18 protein-coding genes are annotated in these 19,507 nt (G+C 47.9%); 14 read left to right on the top strand and 4 right to left on the bottom strand.

What is annotated here, in order from left to right:
- Nucleotides 1-184: 184 nt before the first annotated feature.
- Nucleotides 185-1,732, bottom strand: a complete 1,548-nt coding sequence (locus A5320_RS01415; protein WP_068059974.1) for a methyl-accepting chemotaxis protein — start codon at nt 1,730-1,732, stop codon at nt 185-187.
- Nucleotides 1,733-1,819: 87 nt separating this feature from the next.
- On the opposite strand from A5320_RS01415, the gene A5320_RS01410 reads away from it, so the two are divergent.
- Together A5320_RS01410 and gshA are read left to right on the top strand one after the other, a co-directional pair.
- Nucleotides 1,820-2,263 (top strand): CBS domain-containing protein, encoded by a 444-nt coding sequence (locus A5320_RS01410; protein WP_068062826.1) that lies wholly within the window; start codon nt 1,820-1,822, stop codon nt 2,261-2,263.
- Nucleotides 2,264-2,355: 92 nt separating this feature from the next.
- Nucleotides 2,356-3,951 (top strand): glutamate--cysteine ligase, encoded by a 1,596-nt coding sequence (gshA, locus tag A5320_RS01405; RefSeq protein ID WP_231916636.1) that lies wholly within the window; start codon nt 2,356-2,358, stop codon nt 3,949-3,951.
- A gap of 366 nt (nt 3,952-4,317) precedes the next feature.
- Here gshA and A5320_RS01400 read toward each other — a convergent pair whose 3' ends face one another.
- Together A5320_RS01400 and A5320_RS01395 are read right to left on the bottom strand one after the other, a co-directional pair.
- Nucleotides 4,318-5,586 (bottom strand): HlyC/CorC family transporter, encoded by a 1,269-nt coding sequence (locus tag A5320_RS01400; RefSeq protein WP_068059970.1) that lies wholly within the window; start codon nt 5,584-5,586, stop codon nt 4,318-4,320.
- Between the two features lie 64 nt (nt 5,587-5,650).
- A complete protein-coding gene (locus tag A5320_RS01395) occupies nt 5,651-6,457 on the bottom strand; it encodes a cytochrome C assembly family protein (protein ID WP_068059968.1) in 807 nt (268 codons plus the stop codon).
- Nucleotides 6,458-6,589: 132 nt separating this feature from the next.
- Here A5320_RS01395 and ffh point away from each other — a divergent pair, with 132 nt between their 5' ends.
- The 10 genes from ffh (at nt 6,590) to A5320_RS01345 (ending at nt 16,038) form a co-directional block, all read left to right on the top strand.
- A complete protein-coding gene (gene ffh, locus A5320_RS01390; protein WP_068059965.1) occupies nt 6,590-7,957 on the top strand; it encodes a signal recognition particle protein in 1,368 nt (455 codons plus the stop codon).
- A 158-nt stretch (nt 7,958-8,115) separates the two neighbouring features.
- Nucleotides 8,116-9,045, top strand: a complete 930-nt coding sequence (locus tag A5320_RS01385) for a GAF domain-containing protein (RefSeq protein WP_068059963.1) — start codon at nt 8,116-8,118, stop codon at nt 9,043-9,045.
- A gap of 459 nt (nt 9,046-9,504) precedes the next feature.
- The gene (locus A5320_RS01380; RefSeq protein ID WP_068059962.1) at nt 9,505-11,091 is read left to right on the top strand and encodes a M23 family metallopeptidase; all 1,587 of its coding nucleotides are present in this window, start codon (nt 9,505-9,507) and stop codon (nt 11,089-11,091) included.
- A gap of 158 nt (nt 11,092-11,249) precedes the next feature.
- Nucleotides 11,250-11,981, top strand: coding sequence for a hypothetical protein (locus A5320_RS01375; protein ID WP_157605584.1), 732 nt, complete (start codon nt 11,250-11,252; stop codon nt 11,979-11,981).
- Between the two features lie 92 nt (nt 11,982-12,073).
- Nucleotides 12,074-12,472, top strand: coding sequence for an ACT domain-containing protein (locus tag A5320_RS01370; protein WP_068059956.1), 399 nt, complete (start codon nt 12,074-12,076; stop codon nt 12,470-12,472).
- A 156-nt stretch (nt 12,473-12,628) separates the two neighbouring features.
- Nucleotides 12,629-12,880, top strand: a complete 252-nt coding sequence (rpsP, locus tag A5320_RS01365; RefSeq protein ID WP_068059953.1) for a 30S ribosomal protein S16 — start codon at nt 12,629-12,631, stop codon at nt 12,878-12,880.
- Between the two features lie 26 nt (nt 12,881-12,906).
- Nucleotides 12,907-13,434, top strand: coding sequence for a ribosome maturation factor RimM (rimM, locus tag A5320_RS01360; RefSeq protein WP_127699123.1), 528 nt, complete (start codon nt 12,907-12,909; stop codon nt 13,432-13,434).
- Nucleotides 13,434-14,225, top strand: a complete 792-nt coding sequence (gene trmD, locus A5320_RS01355; protein ID WP_197489946.1) for a tRNA (guanosine(37)-N1)-methyltransferase TrmD — start codon at nt 13,434-13,436, stop codon at nt 14,223-14,225. The genes rimM and trmD overlap by 1 nt, the downstream gene beginning before the upstream one ends.
- 7 nt (nt 14,226-14,232) lie before the next feature.
- Nucleotides 14,233-14,592, top strand: coding sequence for a 50S ribosomal protein L19 (gene rplS / locus A5320_RS01350; protein WP_008898080.1), 360 nt, complete (start codon nt 14,233-14,235; stop codon nt 14,590-14,592).
- Between the two features lie 219 nt (nt 14,593-14,811).
- Nucleotides 14,812-16,038, top strand: coding sequence for a threonine/serine ThrE exporter family protein (locus tag A5320_RS01345; RefSeq protein WP_068059947.1), 1,227 nt, complete (start codon nt 14,812-14,814; stop codon nt 16,036-16,038).
- A gap of 25 nt (nt 16,039-16,063) precedes the next feature.
- Here A5320_RS01345 and A5320_RS01340 read toward each other — a convergent pair whose 3' ends face one another.
- Nucleotides 16,064-16,825 (bottom strand): substrate-binding periplasmic protein, encoded by a 762-nt coding sequence (locus tag A5320_RS01340; RefSeq protein ID WP_068059945.1) that lies wholly within the window; start codon nt 16,823-16,825, stop codon nt 16,064-16,066.
- A 442-nt stretch (nt 16,826-17,267) separates the two neighbouring features.
- Here A5320_RS01340 and A5320_RS01335 point away from each other — a divergent pair, with 442 nt between their 5' ends.
- Nucleotides 17,268-18,326, top strand: coding sequence for a 3-deoxy-7-phosphoheptulonate synthase (locus tag A5320_RS01335; protein ID WP_068059943.1), 1,059 nt, complete (start codon nt 17,268-17,270; stop codon nt 18,324-18,326).
- A gap of 9 nt (nt 18,327-18,335) precedes the next feature.
- Entirely contained in the window at nt 18,336-19,478 is a 1,143-nt protein-coding gene (tyrA, locus tag A5320_RS01330) for a bifunctional chorismate mutase/prephenate dehydrogenase (protein ID WP_082971472.1), read from the top strand.
- The last annotated feature ends 29 nt before the right edge of the window (nt 19,479-19,507 follow it).

Below are 19,507 nucleotides of genomic sequence, written 5' to 3'. Positions count from 1 at the left end.
GCAGTTTAATTCAATACTTAAAATCGCAACTTCAAATCAAGTGTAACGAAGATTTGCTAAAAAGCTTGTTCCAGCTCAAAAAAGGCAGCTTGGTGGGGCGGGAGGACGATTATTGTCCAGCTTAAAATCAGTGATATTTTAAGCTGGACGTGAGGATAGTAAGACTCAGTAAAATTCTAAATCATTAACTGCTGAAGGTTTTTGCCAGGTCAGTCAACTCAGTGGCTTTGTGATGCAATTTATCGCTGTTATCTGAGACCAGTTGCATATTGTAGTTATTACCTTGGGCAATCTCAGTAATATCATGCACATGGCTGGCAACCCGGTTTGCGACAGCAGTTTGTGATTGCGTCGATTGGGCAATTTGATCCGAAGCAGATTCAATTTGATTCACCATCAACACGATTTCATTCAGTTGTTGCTGGCTGATATCACTTTGCGAAACACAATGTTCAGCTTGCTGCCGACTTTGCATCATCACCTGACTCCAATTGAGCAAGGTCTTTTGAATTTCTCCGATCGAGAGCTGAATTTGTTCGGTTGCTTTGTGTGTACGAGACGACAATGCCCGCACTTCGTCGGCAACCACGGCAAAGCCACGGCCATGCTCACCGGCTCTGGCGGCTTCAATGGCAGCGTTTAATGCCAGCAGGTTGGTTTGATTGGCGATCCCCTGAATTTCGGTCAGGACTGCCCCGATACGCTGTGCTTCAACAGCCAGGCCATCAGCAGTGCTTGCCGCACCCTCAACTTCAGCTGCCAGTTTTTTCACCGTGCCCGTGGTTAATTGCATGGCTTGTTGTGCTTGCTGACAAATTTGATGGGTGGTTGCCACCTGTGCAGTTGTTTCATCGGTGTGGACAGATATTTGCGCCACACTATGTAATAACTCGCTGCTCGCTTGCTCAATCTGAGTTAATTGCTGTTGTTGTTTAGCGATACCGCCGGTGGTTTGAGCCACGGCTTCGGATAAGGTATCCGCGATTAAACTCAGTTGCGAAGTGCTGTCGCCAGTGCGGCCCAGCACGGTCTGCAGTTTGGCTTGTTGGAGCTGCTGTGCAAAATCAGCAACGCCAAAAGGGCCATTGCCAGCGTAAATAAAACGGCTGATGGAATCACTCTGTTGCTGTTGTTGGTGTAACTTTGCTGGTGTAATCAATAATTCATCATAAAAGCAGCATAAAAACAGCAAGGGAAGTAATAAAGCCAGCACAAACCAGCCGGAAATCCAGACGCTAGCAGCGGCGACAAAAGCTAAAGTAGCAGTGACAGCGATCCCGCGGCGTAAACCCTGATTTAGCCGCCAGCCACTGAGCGTCTTGCCCTGCGCGATTTGTTGGTAACAATGTTCGGCGCGATTGATGAGGTTGCGCTCCGGCGCTCTTCTTACTGACTGGAAACCAACAAGTTGCTGTTGTTGATAGATGGGCGTGACAAAAGCATCGACCCAATAATAACGGCCATCTTTACAGCGATTTTTCACCATGCCGCGCCAGGATTTTTTCTGTTGTAAATTTTGCCACAAATCAGCAAAAGCGGCTTTGGGCATGTCTGGATGGCGTACCAGATTATGGTTTTTGCCAACCAACTCGTCATTGGAGTAGCCGGAAACCTGGCAAAAGGCCGCATTGGCATAAGTGATTACGCCTCGGGTGTCGGTGGTAGAAATCAGTTCGGCGTCTGCTGGAAAGGTAACTTCGGCGTTAACAATTGCTTGATTATGACGGTTCATGCTGCCCCATTGGACTTTAAAATGGCTGGTGTTACAGTAGTTTACTACAGGATTATAATTTCTCCTCAGAGAAAATAGGTACAGATGATGTCGTTAGCGTCCATTATGACCAAAAAAGTGCGGGTGACGACCGAAGACGCCACACTGGCCAGTCTGCGCTCCTTGTTTACCGATGCCAGATTTCAGCATGTACCGGTTATCGACAGTATGCACCGGTTAGTGGGGATAGTTTCGGTGAAGGATTATTTTAAGGCGTTAAGTCCGGTGATGGATTCGGCCTCAGAGCATACGATTGATTTGTATATGCAAAGCCGCAAAGTACGGCAGGTGATGACGTCGCCTGTCATCAGCGTGTCACAGGATATCGGCATTTTGCAGGCGGCGACCTTGTTGGTCGAACGAAATATCAGCTGCTTGCCGGTGGTTGATCAGCAACAGCGGTTAATAGGTATTGTGTCGTGGAAAGATATTATGCGGCGCATTGTGCAGTCGCAGCAAAAACGGCAACAGCGAACAGAAGAAGAGGAATAATCGCTTCAATTCATACTGTTAAGAATTAGGCCTTGTTTTTTTTCGGCTGTCGCCCAATGATCCAGTCACTGGGTCCTTATTAAGGAATGCACTTGAGTCAGCTTTTTTCTGAACGTATCGCGGCGCTGCAAGCAGCATCATGGAATTCAACGATTGTCGGGATCCGTCGCGGTATTGAGCGCGAAACCTTGCGGATCAAACCGGATGGTCGTTTATCGCAACTTGATCATCCGCAGGCTTTGGGTTCGGCGCTAACCCATCCGTTGATCACCACTGATTTTTCAGAATCGTTGTTGGAGTTTATTACTCCGGCACAAACCGATATCGAAGTGACGGTGGCACAGCTCACTGATATTCACCGGTTTGCGCTGAGCAATCTTGGCACCGAACAGCTTGGCGCTGGCAGTATGCCGTGTTTTATCGACCATCAGGATGAAATCCGGCTGGCTTATTACGGTACGTCCAATGTCGGACGGATGAAAACCGTCTACCGGCAAGGCTTAAAAAATCGCTATGGCAGCATGATGCAGGCGATCAGCGGTGTGCATTTTAACTTTTCCATTCCGAATGAATTTTGGCAACATTACCAGCAAATGCTCGGTGACCAATCAGATTTAGCAGATTTTATTTCAGCGCAATATCTGGGGTTAATTCGCAACTACAAAAGATATGTCTGGCTGATTGTGTACCTGTTTGGTGCATCACCCGCCATGTGTAAGTCATTTTTACAAGGCCGCCAAAGCAAATACGCCTTTGAGACATTGGGCAAAGGCACTCTGTATTTACCTTATGCCACCAGTTTGCGGATGAGCGATTTGGGTTACACCAACAGCGCGCAATCAGCATTAAACGTGAGCTATAACAATTTACCGGATTATATCAAAGGCTTGCAGCAGGCGATCACCACGCCATCCGCAGAATATCAGGGCATTGGTGTGAAAGTTGATGGTAATTATCAGCAGCTAAACACCAATATTCTGCAAATTGAAAATGAGTTTTACTCGACCATCCGGCCAAAACGCACCACCCAAAGCGGCGAGCGGCCAACCTGTGCCCTGGCAAAACGTGGTGTCGAGTACATTGAAGTACGGGCGCTGGATGTGAATCCGTTTAGCGCTATTGGTATCAGCGCCGAGCAAATGCGCTTTTTAGATTTATTTTTACTCTACTGTTTACTGCAGCAAAGCCCGACCATGTCGGCAGAGCAGCAAGAAGTAGCGGATCAGAATTTACGCAAAGTAGTGACGGATGGCCGGCGACTGAATCTCGAATTACAAGACGGTGCACACCCTCGTTTGATGCAAGACTGGGCAGAACAGCTGTTCGCCGAGTTGATGCCGATAGCGCACTGGCTTGACGGGGCTTATGGCGGTGATAAATACCAGAGCGTACTAAAGCATTTTTACTTAAGTCTGCTCGACCCGGCTAAAACGTTTTCCGGCCAGCTATTGGCAACACTGAAAGCCAGTCAGCAAGACAATTCGCAGTTCAGTCTGGCGCTGGCGACCAAACATCAGCAGACGTTGTTAGCAAGCGAGTATCAGTTTTATTCTGAAACTGAATTTCGGCAGATGACGACAGATTCGCTTAGTGCGCAGCAACAGATAGAGCAGCAGGATACACTCAGTTTTGATTGCTACCTTGCGCAGTATTTTGTCGAAAACGCAGCAAAACTTTGCGATAAATAGCTCGGTATTATTTCAAGTTACTTTGTCAGAAGGCGCCGTTGGTGCCTTTTTTTACGCTGGCATTTAGGAGTATAACATTTCGGTCTTGTCGGTCACTTACAGGCAAAAAAAACGGCCACATCGGTGGCCGCAAACTAAGGATAGGGAGAATCCAGGGATGAAAACAAAAACTTGGTTGAATCCATTCACAAGGTTAGAAGCTGGTTGCCAATAAAAGTTCAGCATAAATTTAAAAAAACTCAAAAAATTTTAAAATTTTTAAGTTTTTGATTTCTCGTATAAAAAGTGACCATGCAGCGGAGGCAGACAAAAAAAGGCAGCCACTTTGGCTGCCCTCATCAATAATTGTGTATACCAGAACAGCCGTTAGCCCGCTTTTAAATGTGGCAAAATCCGCACGGTTTTAATCATATTGTCTTGCACCTCAACAATTTCCAGCGGGTACCCCAGTAGTTTTAAGCTGACGTTTGCTTGCGGGATTTCTTCCAGATATTCCAGCACCAGACCATTCAGCGTTTTCGGGCCATCTGTTGGCAGATTCAGGTGCATTTCGCGGTTGAGATCGCGCAGGTTAATGCTGCCATCGACCAAAAACGAACCGTCGGGTTGCGGTACAATTTCTTCGCTGTTTTGCTCAGCAATGTGGGTGGTAAATTCGCCAACCACTTCTTCTAAAATATCTTCCAGGGTCACCAGTCCCTGAATATCGCCATATTCATCAACAACTAAGCCAATGCGTTCTTTCGAGTTTTGGAACTTCACCAGTTGAGTGTTGAGTGGGGTGCCTTCAGGTATAAAATAGATATCGTTGACGGAACGCAACAAAGTGGCTTTTGTAAGCTGTTCTTTCAGCACCAGTCGCATCACATCGCGGGTATGCAAAAAGCCCAGTGCATCATCAACGCTGTCACGGTAAAGCAAAATTCTGCTATGTTGGGTGTTTGCCAGCTGGCGGACGATATCTTTCCATTCGTCGTTAATATCGATGCCGATTAGCTCGTTACGCGGGATCATAATGTCCTCGACGGTAGCGTTTTCTAAATCGAGCACACCCACCAGCATGTTCTGGTGTTGTTGCGGTAACAGCGCGCCAGCTTCATGCACTACGGTGCGTAATTCTTCAGAGCTTAAGCTGTGGCCGTGATGATGTTCGGTTGAAACCCCAAATAGTTTCAAAAAGTTGTTACATATCCAATTTAACAACCACACCAACGGATACAGTAGTTTCATCATGGGTTTGAGTAGGATTGAACTTGGGTAGGCGATCCGTTCCGGATGAAGTGCCGCCAGAGTTTTTGGAGTGACTTCGCCAAAAATCAGAATAATCAGCGTCAGTATAAAACCGGCCATAACAATACCGAAATCACCATACAGACGCATACCAATGATAGTGCCAATCATTGAAGCTGCGACATTCACCAAATTGTTGCCAACCAGAATAAGCCCAATCAGCCGATCTCTCCGGCTTAGCAGTTCGGTGACGCGTTTGGCGCCAGCATGATTTTCGTTGGTTAGATGTTTCAGCCGGTAAGGGTTAACCGACATCATCCCTGTTTCTGTCGCAGAGAAATAAGCAGAGCAGAAAACCAGTACACCGAGGATGATAAACAGGGTGCTGGTCGATATTTCGTCCAAGAGAATTAACCTTTATTGCCCGTAGGCCTTATTTAATAAGCGAAAGCGCGGTACTAGTCAAGAATTACAGCCGTTCCAGCAACACTTCACGCACAAACCGACTACCAAAATAAGCCAGTGTTAGTAACAAACTGGCACTGATGGTCAGAGCATTCGCAACCCGTCCGCGCCAACCAAGTCTGGCATGGCCAATCAATAGCAGGCTAAACAATAAAAACGCCATCAGACTTAACACATTTTTATGAATATTATGTTTCGCTAACCAATCAGCGGTGAAAATTGCGCCACTGAACAGCGTCAGGCCCAACAGCACCGTCCCTGCCAACATCAGTCGGAACAATAAAGCTTCGGCTTGCATTAAAGAAGGGAATACGGTTCCAGCCTGCAGTGGCGTTTTTTGTTTTAATCGCTGACTGATATAGCTGACCTGAAAGGAATACAACGTCGCCATAATCAACATCACATATGCAATAAACGCCACGACTACATGCAGCAGCAACCATGGATCATGTTCAAAATGTTGGACCTGAGCACCAGCTGGCAACAAACCAACAGCCAGTTGCACCAAAGCGGCAAAGCCATAAACAATAGGTAACAGCAAAGTGATAGGGGTGCGAAGTGCCGTGAGCGTCAGCGAAAGTGTAATCAACCAGCAGACCATTGAGCTGACATTCAGCAGGCTGAAATTTTGTCCGTCTGCCGTAAACATTGCCTGACTTAATGCCAGCATATGCAGCACGATACCGGCGGTAGCCGCGGAAAATACCAACTTAAACCTGGGTCCCTCTGCATGATACAACCGCTGTGATACCACAACGGTTGCCGTCAGATAACAAAGGAAAGCCAACATCGGCAGCAGGGCGAACGACATGCGAATAATTCCAATTTAAGCCGCAAAATCCTATTGTATTGCAAGCTTTACCAGAATGACAGAGCCAACGGCTGACGGCAGCGTTCTGGTCAGTTATAATCATCGCCATTTTGAGTTCCGTGGTAACTAAATATGTTTGAGACCCTGTCCGATCGCTTAACCCGAACCCTGAAAAATATCAGCGGTCGTGGTCGTTTAACTGAAGACAATATTAAAGAAACCTTGCGTGAAGTGCGGATGGCGTTGCTGGAAGCTGACGTAGCGCTGCCGGTGGTGCGGGATTTTGTCAATCAGGTGAAAGAGCGGTCGGTTGGCCTGGAAGTCAGTAAAAGCCTGACGCCAGGACAAGAGTTTTTAAAGATCGTCAAAAAAGCTTTAGAAGAAGCGATGGGTGAAGCCAACGAAGAGTTGACTCTCAATACCCAACCTCCGGCCGTGGTGCTGATGGCGGGCTTACAAGGTGCCGGTAAAACTACTTCAGTCGGTAAACTTGCCCGTTTCTTAAAAGAGCGCAAGAAGAAAAAAGTGATGGTGGTCTCCGCGGACGTTTACCGCCCGGCGGCGATTAAACAGTTAGAAACTTTGGCCAAAGAAGTCGGTGTAGAGTTTTTCCCAAGCGATATCAGCCAAAAACCGGTGGATATTGTAAATGCAGCTATTACTCAGGCCCGCTTAGGTTTTTACGATGTTTTGTTAGTCGATACTGCAGGCCGTCTGCACGTAGACAGCGAAATGATGGATGAAATCAAAGCATTACATGCGGCGATTAAACCGATTGAAACGCTGTTTGTGGTTGACGCCATGACCGGTCAGGATGCGGCCAATACGGCCAAAGCCTTTAACGAAGCGTTGCCGCTGACGGGTGTTATTCTGACCAAAGCTGACGGTGATGCCCGTGGCGGTGCCGCACTTTCTATTCGTCATATCACCGGTAAACCGATTAAATTTATCGGTATGGGTGAAAAATCCGATGCTTTAGAGCCATTCCACCCGGACCGGATTGCGTCACGCATTCTGGGCATGGGCGATATGATGAGCCTGATTGAAGAGCTGGAACAAAAAGTTGACCGTGACCAAGCGGCCAAAGTTGCAGCCAAGATGATGAAAGGCCAGGGTTTTAGCCTGGAAGATTTCCGTGATCAACTAGTACAGATGCGCAGCATGGGCGGCATGATGTCGATGCTGGATAAACTGCCCGGCATGAAAAACCTGCCAGCCGGCGCCAAAGATCAGATGAACAATAAACAATTTGGCAAAATGGAAGCCATCATCAACTCAATGACGCCAAAAGAGCGGCAATATCCTGATTTAATTAAAGGTTCTCGTAAAAAACGCATTGCGTCTGGTTCTGGTACTCAGGTGCAGGATGTCAATCAGCTGCTGAAACAGTTTATGCAAATGCAGAAAATGATGAAGCAAATGGGTGGCAAAGGCGGCCTGATGAAGATGATGCGCGGCATGGGTGGCAAGTTGCCACCGGGTATGTTGCCTCCACGTTAAGACGCTTCATCCTCTGCTTCAATGATTGTAGGAAGAGGTAAATTAGCTGGTCGAAATGTAGGCAATGTCTCACAGCAATTGCCTACACTGTCTCTGGTCTGCTAACGCACACCGGCGTAAGGTAGCGCGGTACACACTTATGGATGAGGTGAACCGCTGTGACTACATTAGCCACTCTTGCGCAAATCAATCGCCAGATTGACCCAATCAATGACATCGTTGGCTTATGCCAGACCGTTAGCCAGCTGATTGTACAAAGTTTACAACTGCCCGATAACGTCATTTATCTCCAGAACAAACAACATCGATTAGCCCAGGTTGCTGCTGCTGGCGGTAAATTCTGTGCGGCACAGGGTGTTGTTTCACCGATTGAGCTGGAATTGGGGCAGGGAGTTGTCGGTACTGCCGCTTTGTGTCAGAGCAGCATTTGCGTCGCTGATACCAATAGTTTTAGTCGTTATGTGGTCGATGATGCGCCAAGGTTATCTGAGCTGGCAGTGCCTATATGTTATCAAGGGGAACTACTCGGCATTATTGATGCTGAGCATCCTCAAGCCAGTTTTTTCTCTATTGAGCAGCAGTATTTTGTCGAAAGTGTCTCGGCGATGCTGGCACCAAGACTGGTCAATTTGCGTAGCCGTTTGCAATCTTCGCGGCATCATTTAACACAGAATGATTCTTCTGCAGCAAACAACAGTGGCGATGCCTGGTGTCACCAGGACGAGTTTTCCCAGACTCTGCAAACCTGCTTAAAACATTTCTATCAGCCGACACAATGGGATATCAACCTCTTCGCAAAAATGGCGATGTTGCAGCCAGCAGCAGAAGTGCGGGTCGCGCCGGCAATTCAGATTGAATCGCTAAAACAGCATATCTACCGTTGTTTACAACAGATGTATCAAAAACCGGCGACGGCACTTTGGGCGAAAATTCTCGATGAAAGGTACATTAGCAGTCGTCTGGGGCAAATTGAGCTTGCCGACCAGTACCATATGAGTTTCAGTACTTTTCGCCGGCAGCAACAACAAGCGCAGAATTGTTTGCAACAGTTGCTATGGCAACTGGAGTTGCAAGCCAGAGCTCTTTAACGCTGCAAAGGGTAAGCGCAGTAAAAACGAATGTCATCTGCTGATTGAATACTGAAAACCACCAACTGTTCGCTCAGATTGGTGGTTTTTTTATGTCCATGGATGGACGGTATGGTGATTTCGGGCTTTCGAAATGCCAAAGATTTGGCATTTCGCCAAAGTCACGCCAGAGCCTCTGGCGCTGGCTGAATAAAACGCAGGGAGCAGTTCTGTGGCGATGTCCATGGATGGACGGTATGGTGATTTCGGGCTTTCGAAATGCCAACGATTTGGCATTTCGCCGAAGTCACGTCAGAGCCTCTGGCGCTGGCTGAAGAAAACGCAGGGAGCAGTTTTGTGGCGATGTATCTTCGTAATTCTGAGCACTTTCTGGACAGTTTTTGGGCAGTTTCGCCAGGCGCAACCTTTTACAATTGCTCTCGAGTTGACATCAATGACTAATGCAACAAGGAGGCAAGCATGAAACATCTCACTCTGGCACTCGTAATCGGAGCCATCAGCGTAACTGGAACCATCAGCACTTCAGCCATCGCAGTGACCTATAATTTACCATTTAAAGGACAAGATTTTGGTGATCATGAAAAAGTGCACACTTTTGACCACGCCCAAAATCAATCGCAAAAACATGGTTTTGATATGGGCGCCCGTCGTTATGATTTTGACAACAGCCGCTGGACCTCGGTCACGACCACTGTGGCAGATTATAACGCTGCACCAACCAACAACAAATTCGTCGTCTATAACAAATCGATTTATGCCATGCATGCCGGTAAAGTGATTGGCTGTTGGCGGAACGCCCCTGAAAATCCACGGCCTAAACTTTCTGGCGATTCTGATACCACCAAACCATGGCTGCATAGCAATCTGAAAAATGGTTTGATGCCAGGCGGCGGTAACATGTTGTGGGTTGAGCACAGTGACGGTACGCGGATGTTGTATGCGCATATGATCCCAGGCTCAATCAGCACCAGTTTGTGCCCGCATAACGCCACGGCGTACCCGGCTGCCATCGGCAATAACAGCGAAATGTTATACGTGGCAGTGCCAGTGGCGCAGCAGGCCAGTATCAGCAAGGGCCAGTATCTGGGTAGAGTGGGTAACAGCGGTAATTCGACCGGTCCACATTTGCATGTCCACTTACAAAACAGCGGCGGTGAAGGTCAGTTGATTACCTTTAACCGGGGTATTGCTGCAACGCCAGACGATACCAAACCCTACCCAAGTTGGACCCGATTTGCCGGCAGCACTATTCCATCGGGTTCACAACTGATTTGGGCACCGCGCACAGTCGGTAGCCAATATGTGCGCCATGGCATGAAAGCTGAAATGATGCAGGGCTTTTTCAGCCATCTGGCAGACTCTGGTTTTAAAGCGAGCTGGTTTGACGGTTACAGCGTCAGTGGCAACAGTTTTTACAATATGGTTTGGGAACCGGCAAATCTAGCCTGGCGTGGTTTTTTTGGTCAGAGTTCAGCCGGTTATCAACAAGCGTTTAACCAGGCGATTGAAGATGGTTACGCACCAGTGCAGGTTGATTCGCATCAGACTGGCAGCGGTACTCGTTATAGTGTGATTTTCGAGAAAAAACCGCTGGCGACGCTGGCTAAACATGGCCTGACATATGCTCAGCATATGCAGGTGATGGACCAGGCAAAAGATTTAAATATGCGTCCGGTTAGTGTTTCGGTGGTGTCATCCGGTGGTGATCGTCGTTACACCGTGCTGTATCAGCAACAAAACGTCGGCAGTTGGACGGTTAGCTCGCAGTTAACAGCTGCTGCTTATCAGAACAAAGTGAACACTGAATTGGAAGCAGGACGTCGGCCAATTTACCTGAACTCTTACGTGCATCAGGGTGAGGTGAATTACACCGCAGTGTTCAGTCAGTTACCACAGCTGAACTGGGGCGCCAAACATGGCCAAACTTCGGCGCAGTTTCAGACGCAGTTTAATAACTTCAGCGGTCTGGGGTATCAAACTGAAGTCGTGAGTGGTGTTGACGGATTAAATCAACACAACTTTGGCGGGATTTGGACGAAAAACTAAGTTGTAATATCGAACCTGTAGCGGCTAACAAGTCCCGGATTGCTAAACACACCGGGACTTTGCAGGTAGCCAGGACGGAAAACGAGAACTGACTTGCAATGGATAGTCAGATTTAGGAAACAATGAAGCTGGTATGGTTTTTACAAAAGGAATTGCAGATGAAAACTTTTCAGATTGTGTTGCTCATCGCAGCAAGTTTCGGCACAGGTTTTTTGTTGGCAGATGGTTTAGCGCAGGCGGCGCCAGAGCTGCAGTTTACGCCACAAACAGCAGTCGTTGCAGCTGTAGAATCATCAGGTGCAGAAAGTTGCGCTGATGTTGAGGCTGCAGCTTTTCATTCTCAGCCTGACATTGGCGCAGTAGTGCCCGAGGGTGAAATTGACAGTGCTAACACCGTGAATTCAAAGCGCGGTGTAATCGCTGATAACTCTTACATCTTCATGTCGCTGGATACCTACAGTGCCGTCGCTGCGGCAAAACAATTACCTGCCACCGAATTGATCCTGCAAGTTGAACAGGCTGATTTTGAGCAAATGCTTGAGTTACAGCAGCAAGATCAAGAGTTTAATGAGCAAAGCGAGTTGTATCAGCAGCAGCTGACCGAATTTATGGCGTCATATCCGACCGTGGTACAACCACAACAGCTCAGTTGTGGCAGCAGATACTGTTTGTTAGAACTTGATCTGCAGGATGCTGCTGCCTGGCCGGCTCTGTTTAAAGCTTTGACTGCACAGCAATGGTGGCAGTCTATCAGCTATCAAAGTGCCGCGCAGAATATGGACAATAGCCATGACCAGCAGTTTCGGCTAACGTTATTACTGCAGCAAGATTGGGTTGCCGAATCTGATCAGCAGACTGTTGCCGCGGCCGATGGCGAATATAGTCATTAGCATTTTTTGTTTGATGTTTACTGCAGTAATTTTTTCTAAAGTAAATATTGAATGTTGCCGTAAAACAACCCGTCAGTAGCAAAGGAGGGCAGATGATCCCGGAAAGTACCAGGCAAGTGATCCGTGACAGTGATTTTTATCTAGAGAACGATATTTTTTATTTTGTAGAAGCACAAAGGGTTGGTCATCCGGAATTACACCGGCTTATTTGTCGTGACGACAAAGAAATAACCGTTGTGACTACCCAAGCTGGTTTGGCAGATTTAGTGGTTAAAGCTCAGAATCAGGAACAATGGCGTTTATTGGTGATTAACTGCGCCAATCCATTTTACTGTGTGGGCTTTTTACAGAGTATCGCCAGCGCGATGACAGACGCTGGTCTCGATATTCTGCTGGTGTCTACCTTTAGTCGTGATTATGTGTTTGTGAAAAATCAGCAGACGGACCAAGCTGTAGCGGTATTGTTGGACATTGGATTTGTAAAGCGTTGACGCCAGAATCTGAGGTTCTGCGGCAGTGGCTATTCGAGGCAAAGCCGTGAAATACCTTGCATTCATGACAAAAATCCGTACAATTCGGCGTCCCTGTGGTTTGACTGCAGGGATTGTTATTTTAATAAAACCTGAACGATTGATTTAGAGGCTGGTATGGTAACTATTCGTTTACAACGTGGTGGCGCGAAAAAGCGTCCATTTTACCAAGTTGTGGTCGCAGACAGCCGTTTTGCTCGTGATGGCCGCTTTATTGAGCGCGTGGGTTTCTTTAACCCAATCGCTAGCGGTACTGAAGAGAAAGCGCGTATCGACCTGAACCGTGTTGACCACTGGGTAGCGCAAGGCGCTTCTTTAAGTGATCGCGTGGCTTCACTGGTAAAAGCAGCTAAAAAAGCTTCTGCTTAATTTAGCAATCTGGTTGGAGTTTGACCTTGAACGGTAAAGATTTAGTTGTCTTAGGTAAGTTTGGCGCTGTTTACGGCATCAACGGGTGGCTAAAAGTAAACTCCTACACAGAGATCCCGGAAGGGATATTTGATTACACACCCTGGCAGATTCAACAGCAGGGTAACTGGCGACCAGTGCAGATCAGCAGTTGGAAGCGTCACAGTAATGGCTTAATTGCCAAGATTGATGGCGTGAATGACCGTGATCAGGCGCAACTCTTTGTCAATATTGACATCGCAGTGACGCCCGCTGCTTTACCAAAGCTTGAAGACGGCGATTATTACTGGAAAGACCTGATGGGGATGACCGTAGTAACCGAAGCTGGCTACGACTTAGGTGAAGTAGTGGACATGATGGAAACAGGCTCCAACGACGTTATTGTTGTCAAAGCCAACCGGAATGATGCATTTGGTCAGAAAGAGCGTTTATTACCGTTTTTAACTGACTCTGTCATTAAAGCGGTCGATAAAACGCAAGGTCGGATCATTGTCGACTGGGATCCTGAATTTTAATGGCCGAACAGCCAAAATTGTGGTTTGGGGTAATTACCTTATTTCCGCAGATGTTCGACGCTGTGACAAAATTCGGTGTGACCAGCCGGGCAGTCAAAAACGGGTTAATCGACGTACAGTGCTGGAATCCAAGGGATTTTACCTCGGATAAACATAACACTGTCGACGACAGACCTTTTGGTGGCGGTCCTGGTATGTTGATGATGGTGCAGCCTTTAACGGATGCAATTCGCGCCGCTAAAGCAGCTGCAGGTGGTGATGTCCGAACGATTTACCTTTCGCCGCAAGGCCGGAAGTTGGATCAGGAAGGCGTTGCTAAACTTGCGACTTATTCGAAGCTACTTTTAGTAGCTGGCCGTTACGAAGGCATTGATGAACGCGTAATAGAGTCGGAAATTGACGAAGAATGGTCAATCGGCGATTACGTGCTGAGTGGGGGCGAATTGCCTGCGATGACGCTGATTGATGCGGTATCGCGACTGGTACCAGGCGTACTGGGGCATGATTTATCTGCAGTTGAGGACTCGTTTGCCTCTGGACTGCTGGATTGTCCGCACTATACCAGACCAGAAGTGTTAGACGGCAAACAGGTTCCTGCTGTACTACTCAGCGGACACCATGAAAACATCAGACGCTGGCGTTTGAAGCAGGCCCTTGGTAGGACCTGGTTGAGACGGCCGGATATGTTAAATGTCCTGGCTCTGACTAAGGAGCAACGCAAATTACTGGACGAGTTCCAACAGGAACACCAGGCGTTGCAGCAACACGATAGTTTATTCCAGGTAAAGTGAGATTGTTATGAGCAAAGTTAGCCAAAACATCATCAAGCAACTTGAAGACGAACAGCTGAAAACAGACGTTCCAGCTTTCGGCCCAGGTGATACTGTGGTTGTTCAAGTTAAAGTTAAAGAAGGCGACAAAACCCGTCTGCAGGCTTACGAAGGCGTAGTTATCGCTAAACGTAACCGTGGTTTACACTCAGCATTCACAGTTCGTAAAATTTCGAACGGTGAAGGTGTAGAGCGTGTATTCCAGACGCACAGCCCAATGATTGACAGCATCACGCTGAAACGTCGTGGTGCAGTACGCCGTGCCAAGCTTTACTATTTACGCGATCGTTCAGGTAAATCAGCGCGTATCCGCGAAAAGCTTAACTAAGCACACTTTAAAAGCTGCCTCTGGGCAGCTTTTTTTTGCCTGCTATTCTGCAAATTCAATCTATAACCAGCATATCCAATACCGCGCTTCTGCAACTCTGCGGGCTGCACTATCATTTTCTCCAATCCGAACAGCTACTTATTCTTTTTCTAATGCTCTTCTTTTTTTCTATTAAGCATGGCTACAATTGCCAGCAAGCCCTGCCAGAAGGAAGTTGTTGTGGATTCAGCCAGTTTTATTGAAAAACGTCGATTTATTGTCAAACTCGGTAAAATGTTGCACAAGTTTGGCACCCCGGCTTACCGATTAGAAGTGCATTTATTAAATGTTGCGGAATTTCTGGGCATTGGCGCTGCTTTTGCCATCACGCCAACAGTGTTGACGTTTGTGATTTGGCAGCCAGGCGAAGAAAACGAATATACCCATGTGGCACGCGTAATGCCGGGAGAATTGGATTTAGGCTCGTTATCGCGCACCGATGAAATTGTCGACTCGGTGGCCAATGGCGAAATGACGCTGGAACAAGCGACCGCCCGCCTGAATGAAATTGCAGTGATGCCAAACCCTTATTCACGGATCTTTACCTTTTTAGCCTATGGCGCCGCCGGTGGCGCTTTTGCCATGTTGATGAAAGCCAGTTGGCATGATGTATTCTGGGCCACTTTGATTAGTCTGGTGGTGTACTTGTTTGTGCTGTGGGCGGCGAAAAGCCGGCGTGTCACCAATATGCTCGAACCTCTGGTGGCGATGGTGTCGGCTTTTGCGGCAACAGCAATTGCGGCTTATCTGGATCCAACCATTCAGGTGCCAATCGTGGTGCTATCCGCGATCATTGTGTTTATTCCGGGTTTAGCGTTAACGCTGGGGCTTGCTGAATTGGCAGCCCGGCATCTGGTGTCTGGAACCGCGCGCATCATGGACGCAGTGATGATTTTATTTAAACTGTATTTTGGCGCTTATTTGGGGCTTGCGCTGGGGCAACTTTGTTTTGGCGAAGCTGTGTACCAGCCGGTGCCGTCAGTACCAGCCTGGAGTGCCTGGCTGGCAATCGCGACCTTATGCGGTAGTCTGGTGATTGTGTTTCGCGCCCGCAAAAAACATGCGTTATGGGGGATCGCCTCTGGTTTTATCGCTTTTGCCGCTAGTATGTTCGGTGGTGTTTATCTGGGTCTGGCTTTGGGAGCTTTTGTCGGGGCTTTTGCAGTAGGCGTTTATGGCAATATTTTTACCCGGCTGATGAACGCGCCGGCCAGTATTGTTTCGCTGCAGGGCATGATTGTACTGGTGCCTGGCAGTAAAACTTATATCGGACTTAACTCATTCATTTCTGGCGAACAAATGGCGCCGGTTGATCAGCTTGGGCAACAAACCTTCTTAATTTTTATGTCGCTGGTCGCTGGCTTTATTTTTGCTAATGTGGCGTTACCCCCGAAAAAAAGTTTGTAAGGCTGCTTTGCCGGCGTGCAGATAGCTATTTCAGTTTGTCTGCCCAGCCGGCAATAATTTGCGCAAATTCTCCACTATCTTTCAGTTGTTGTAAGCTCGCTTTAAGTTTAGTGACGATGTCAGTTGACGTCGTCAGACTGCATGCCAGATGAAAATCCAACGGCAGATCAGTTACTTCCATTTGTTTTTGTAAGACTTCCAGCGGTACACCCGATTCAAGAGCCCGATATTTTAAAATCGTGTCATTGATCAACACTAAATCAATGTCCTTGCGGCCTTGCAGGACATGGAGCATCGTGGTGACGCTTTCCAGCAAATACAGCTGTTCCCCTTCTTTAAAGCCATGTTTGAGTAAGTAATGATGGGTAATATCGTCTTTGGTGACGGCAGTGACCAATTTTTTCGCATCATCAAGGGTTTTTAGTTGAATATCCGGCCGGTTTTTCAGCGAGTACATTGAGGTTATGGTGGATGCCAATGCGCCAACCCAATGAAACAGCGGTGTTCGTTCGGTGCTTTTAGAAATGGAATAAATGCAGGTATCGGCCTGGCGCAGTGTGCGCTGATAAGCACGACTCCAGTCCTGAACTTCGATCTCGTAAGGAATGCCGGCAATTTCAAAAGTGCGTCTGACGACTTCAGTGGCAAAACCGCTGACACCACTTCTGGTATCAATCTGATAAGGCGGCAGATGTTCTGTCAGCACCTTAATGGGTTTGGCGTTAGCTGCAGGGAAAAACGCCACGAGTAACAGTGCCCCCAGTAAATTTTGCCGACTTTTGCTCATCAACTTCACCTTTGCCTTACGAAAGCACCACAGAATTACTGTATCGGTGATTGCCGGTTGCAGCAACTTTTGCGCGAAAGATAGTTTTATATACCCAAAACCAGTGAGCGAGGGCGCGAACACCCTGCATCTGCAAGTTGATTGGGTATAGAGGCTCGTCACCTAACTGCGGGAATCAGAGCTATGCTTTACTCAAGATAGGTAAGCGGCGGCTTGAGTAGCTTATGTCGTAATTATATGTTTACAAATTAAATGCTCGATTGAATTCCATAGAAAGCCTTAATCTATTGACTTATTTGATTGACATTTATGGTCTCACTTTTTAATATGCGGCTATTCGTAATTAATGCGATACGGTTTGTGTATTTAAGTTTACGTTTGTTTCTGTCTGCAACTGCCCGGCTGAAGTGACAAGCTAAACAAAACTTCTGGAGCTAAAGCGATGAGCAAGATAGTTGATGATTTACGGATAGTGGCGGAAAAACCACTGAGCCCACCCTTGGTGTTAAAACGGGTAATGCCGTTGGGAGAACAAGGTGCGTTGTTTGTCCAAAAAGCCAGACGCGAAATTGCCGACATTATTCATGGTCGTGATCCTCGTTTGTTGGTGGTGACCGGTCCTTGCTCTATTCATGATCCGGTGGCGGCGATGGACTACGCCAGACGGCTCAAAGATTTGCAAATTCAATACAGCGATAGCCTGTACATCGTGATGCGGGTGTATTTTGAAAAACCACGCACTACGGTCGGTTGGAAAGGCTATATCAACGATCCGCATCTGGATGATTCATTTGATTTGGAAACCGGTTTAACCCGCGGCCGCGAGTTGTTATTGCAGCTGGTTGATATGGAATTGCCAACCGCGACTGAAGCGCTTGATCCGATTAGTCCGCAATATTTGTCGGATCTGATTTCCTGGGCGGCGATCGGCGCTCGTACGGTGGAGTCACAAACCCACCGCGAGATGGCAAGTGGTTTGTCGATGCCAGTTGGTTTCAAAAACGGTACAGATGGGAATTTGAATATTGCACTGAATGCGCTGCAATCGGCTGCTAGTCCACATACCTTTATCGGCATTAATCAACGCGGTGAAGTGGCACTGGTGCAAACGGCCGGTAATCCGGACGGGCATATTATTCTGCGTGGTGGTAGCAAACCTAACTATGACGCGGCCAGCATCAATGCTGCCGTTGAGCAATTACAAAAATTTGAACTGCCATTGGCAATTGTCGTTGATTGCAGTCACGGTAATTCCAATAAAGATCACAATCGTCAGGGACAGGTGGCTGAGGCTGTGGTGGCGCAGCGGCAGCTTGGTAACAAAGCCATTATTGGTCTGATGCTGGAAAGCCATATCAATGCCGGGCGGCAGAATATCGTGAATGGCAAGGCAGAGCTCTATGGTGTTTCCGTGACTGATGCCTGTATCGATTGGCAAGCGACGTCGCAGTTATTGTCCGGGCTGCATCTGCAAATGCAACAAGTGGTGAACGCTGCTTAAGGGGTTCCGATGCCGCAAAATAAACAGACAGATCCAATGGCCGCTTTAGCGCCACTACGTCAGCAAATTGACCAACTCGACAGTCAGTTGGTGGAGTTGTTAGCAGCAAGAGCCAAAGTGACCGCCGAAGTCGGACGGGTGAAACAACAACATGCATTGCCGTTGTATGTCCCTGAGCGGGAACTGGCCTTAATTAAGGCCAGACGTGAACAAGCCACTGCCGCCGGAGTTTCAGCGGAACTGATTGAAGACGTGCTGCGCCGGGTGATGCGGGAATCCTATCAGACGCAGGAAGCTGGTTTTGTTTGTTGCCGGCCTGCTGGCGGCAAAGTGGTGGTGGTAGGCGGTAGTGGGGCACTGGGACGACGATTTGTGTCGTTGTTTGAACGCTCCGGTTATCAGGTTGCCATTCTGGAAGCGACTGACTGGCCAGAGGCTGCCGCTATTATCGATGGGGCTTGCCTGGTGCTGATGGCGGTACCAATCAATCTGACCGAACAACTGATCCGTCAGTTGCCGCCCTTGCCTGTGGATTGCCTGCTGGCTGATATTACCAGTATCAAGCAAGTACCGATGCAAGCGATGTTGCAGCATCATAACGGGCCTGTGCTGGGTTTACACCCGATGTTCGGGCCTGATATCAGCAATATTGTGAAACAAGTGGTGGTGGTTTGTCATGGCCGCGGCAGCGAACAGTATCAATGGTTGCTGAAACAATTTAGCGTCTGGGGCGCGGTGCTGACCGAAAAAACTGCTACCGCCCATGATGAACTGATGCAACTCATACAGGCGATGCGACATTTTTCCTCACTGGTGTATGGCGTGCATCTGGCGGAAGAACACGCCGATTTACAGCAACTGCTGGAACTAAGCTCACCGATTTACCGGCTGGAGCTGGCGATGGTGGGGCGGTTATTTGCACAAAATGCTGAGCTTTATGCTGACATTATGCTGTCATCTTCGGCCGTCACTGGTTTATTGCAACGGTATCAGCATCGCTTTAATCAATTATCACATTTGCTGGCGGCGGGTGACAAAGCTAGGTTGATGGCCGAATTTGCCAAAGGCCAACAATTTTTTGGTCCGGTCGCAGAGCAGTTTTTGCAGGAAAGTCGCAAGTTGTTGCAAAAAGCGGCGGATGAGCGAAGCTAAATTAAATGGTAACAGTGGCAGCTCACAAC

The organism is Rheinheimera sp. SA_1 (assembly GCF_001669775.1).
GTDB lineage: Bacteria > Pseudomonadota > Gammaproteobacteria > Enterobacterales > Alteromonadaceae > Pararheinheimera.
This window is presented reverse-complemented; position numbering and strand designations above follow the sequence as displayed.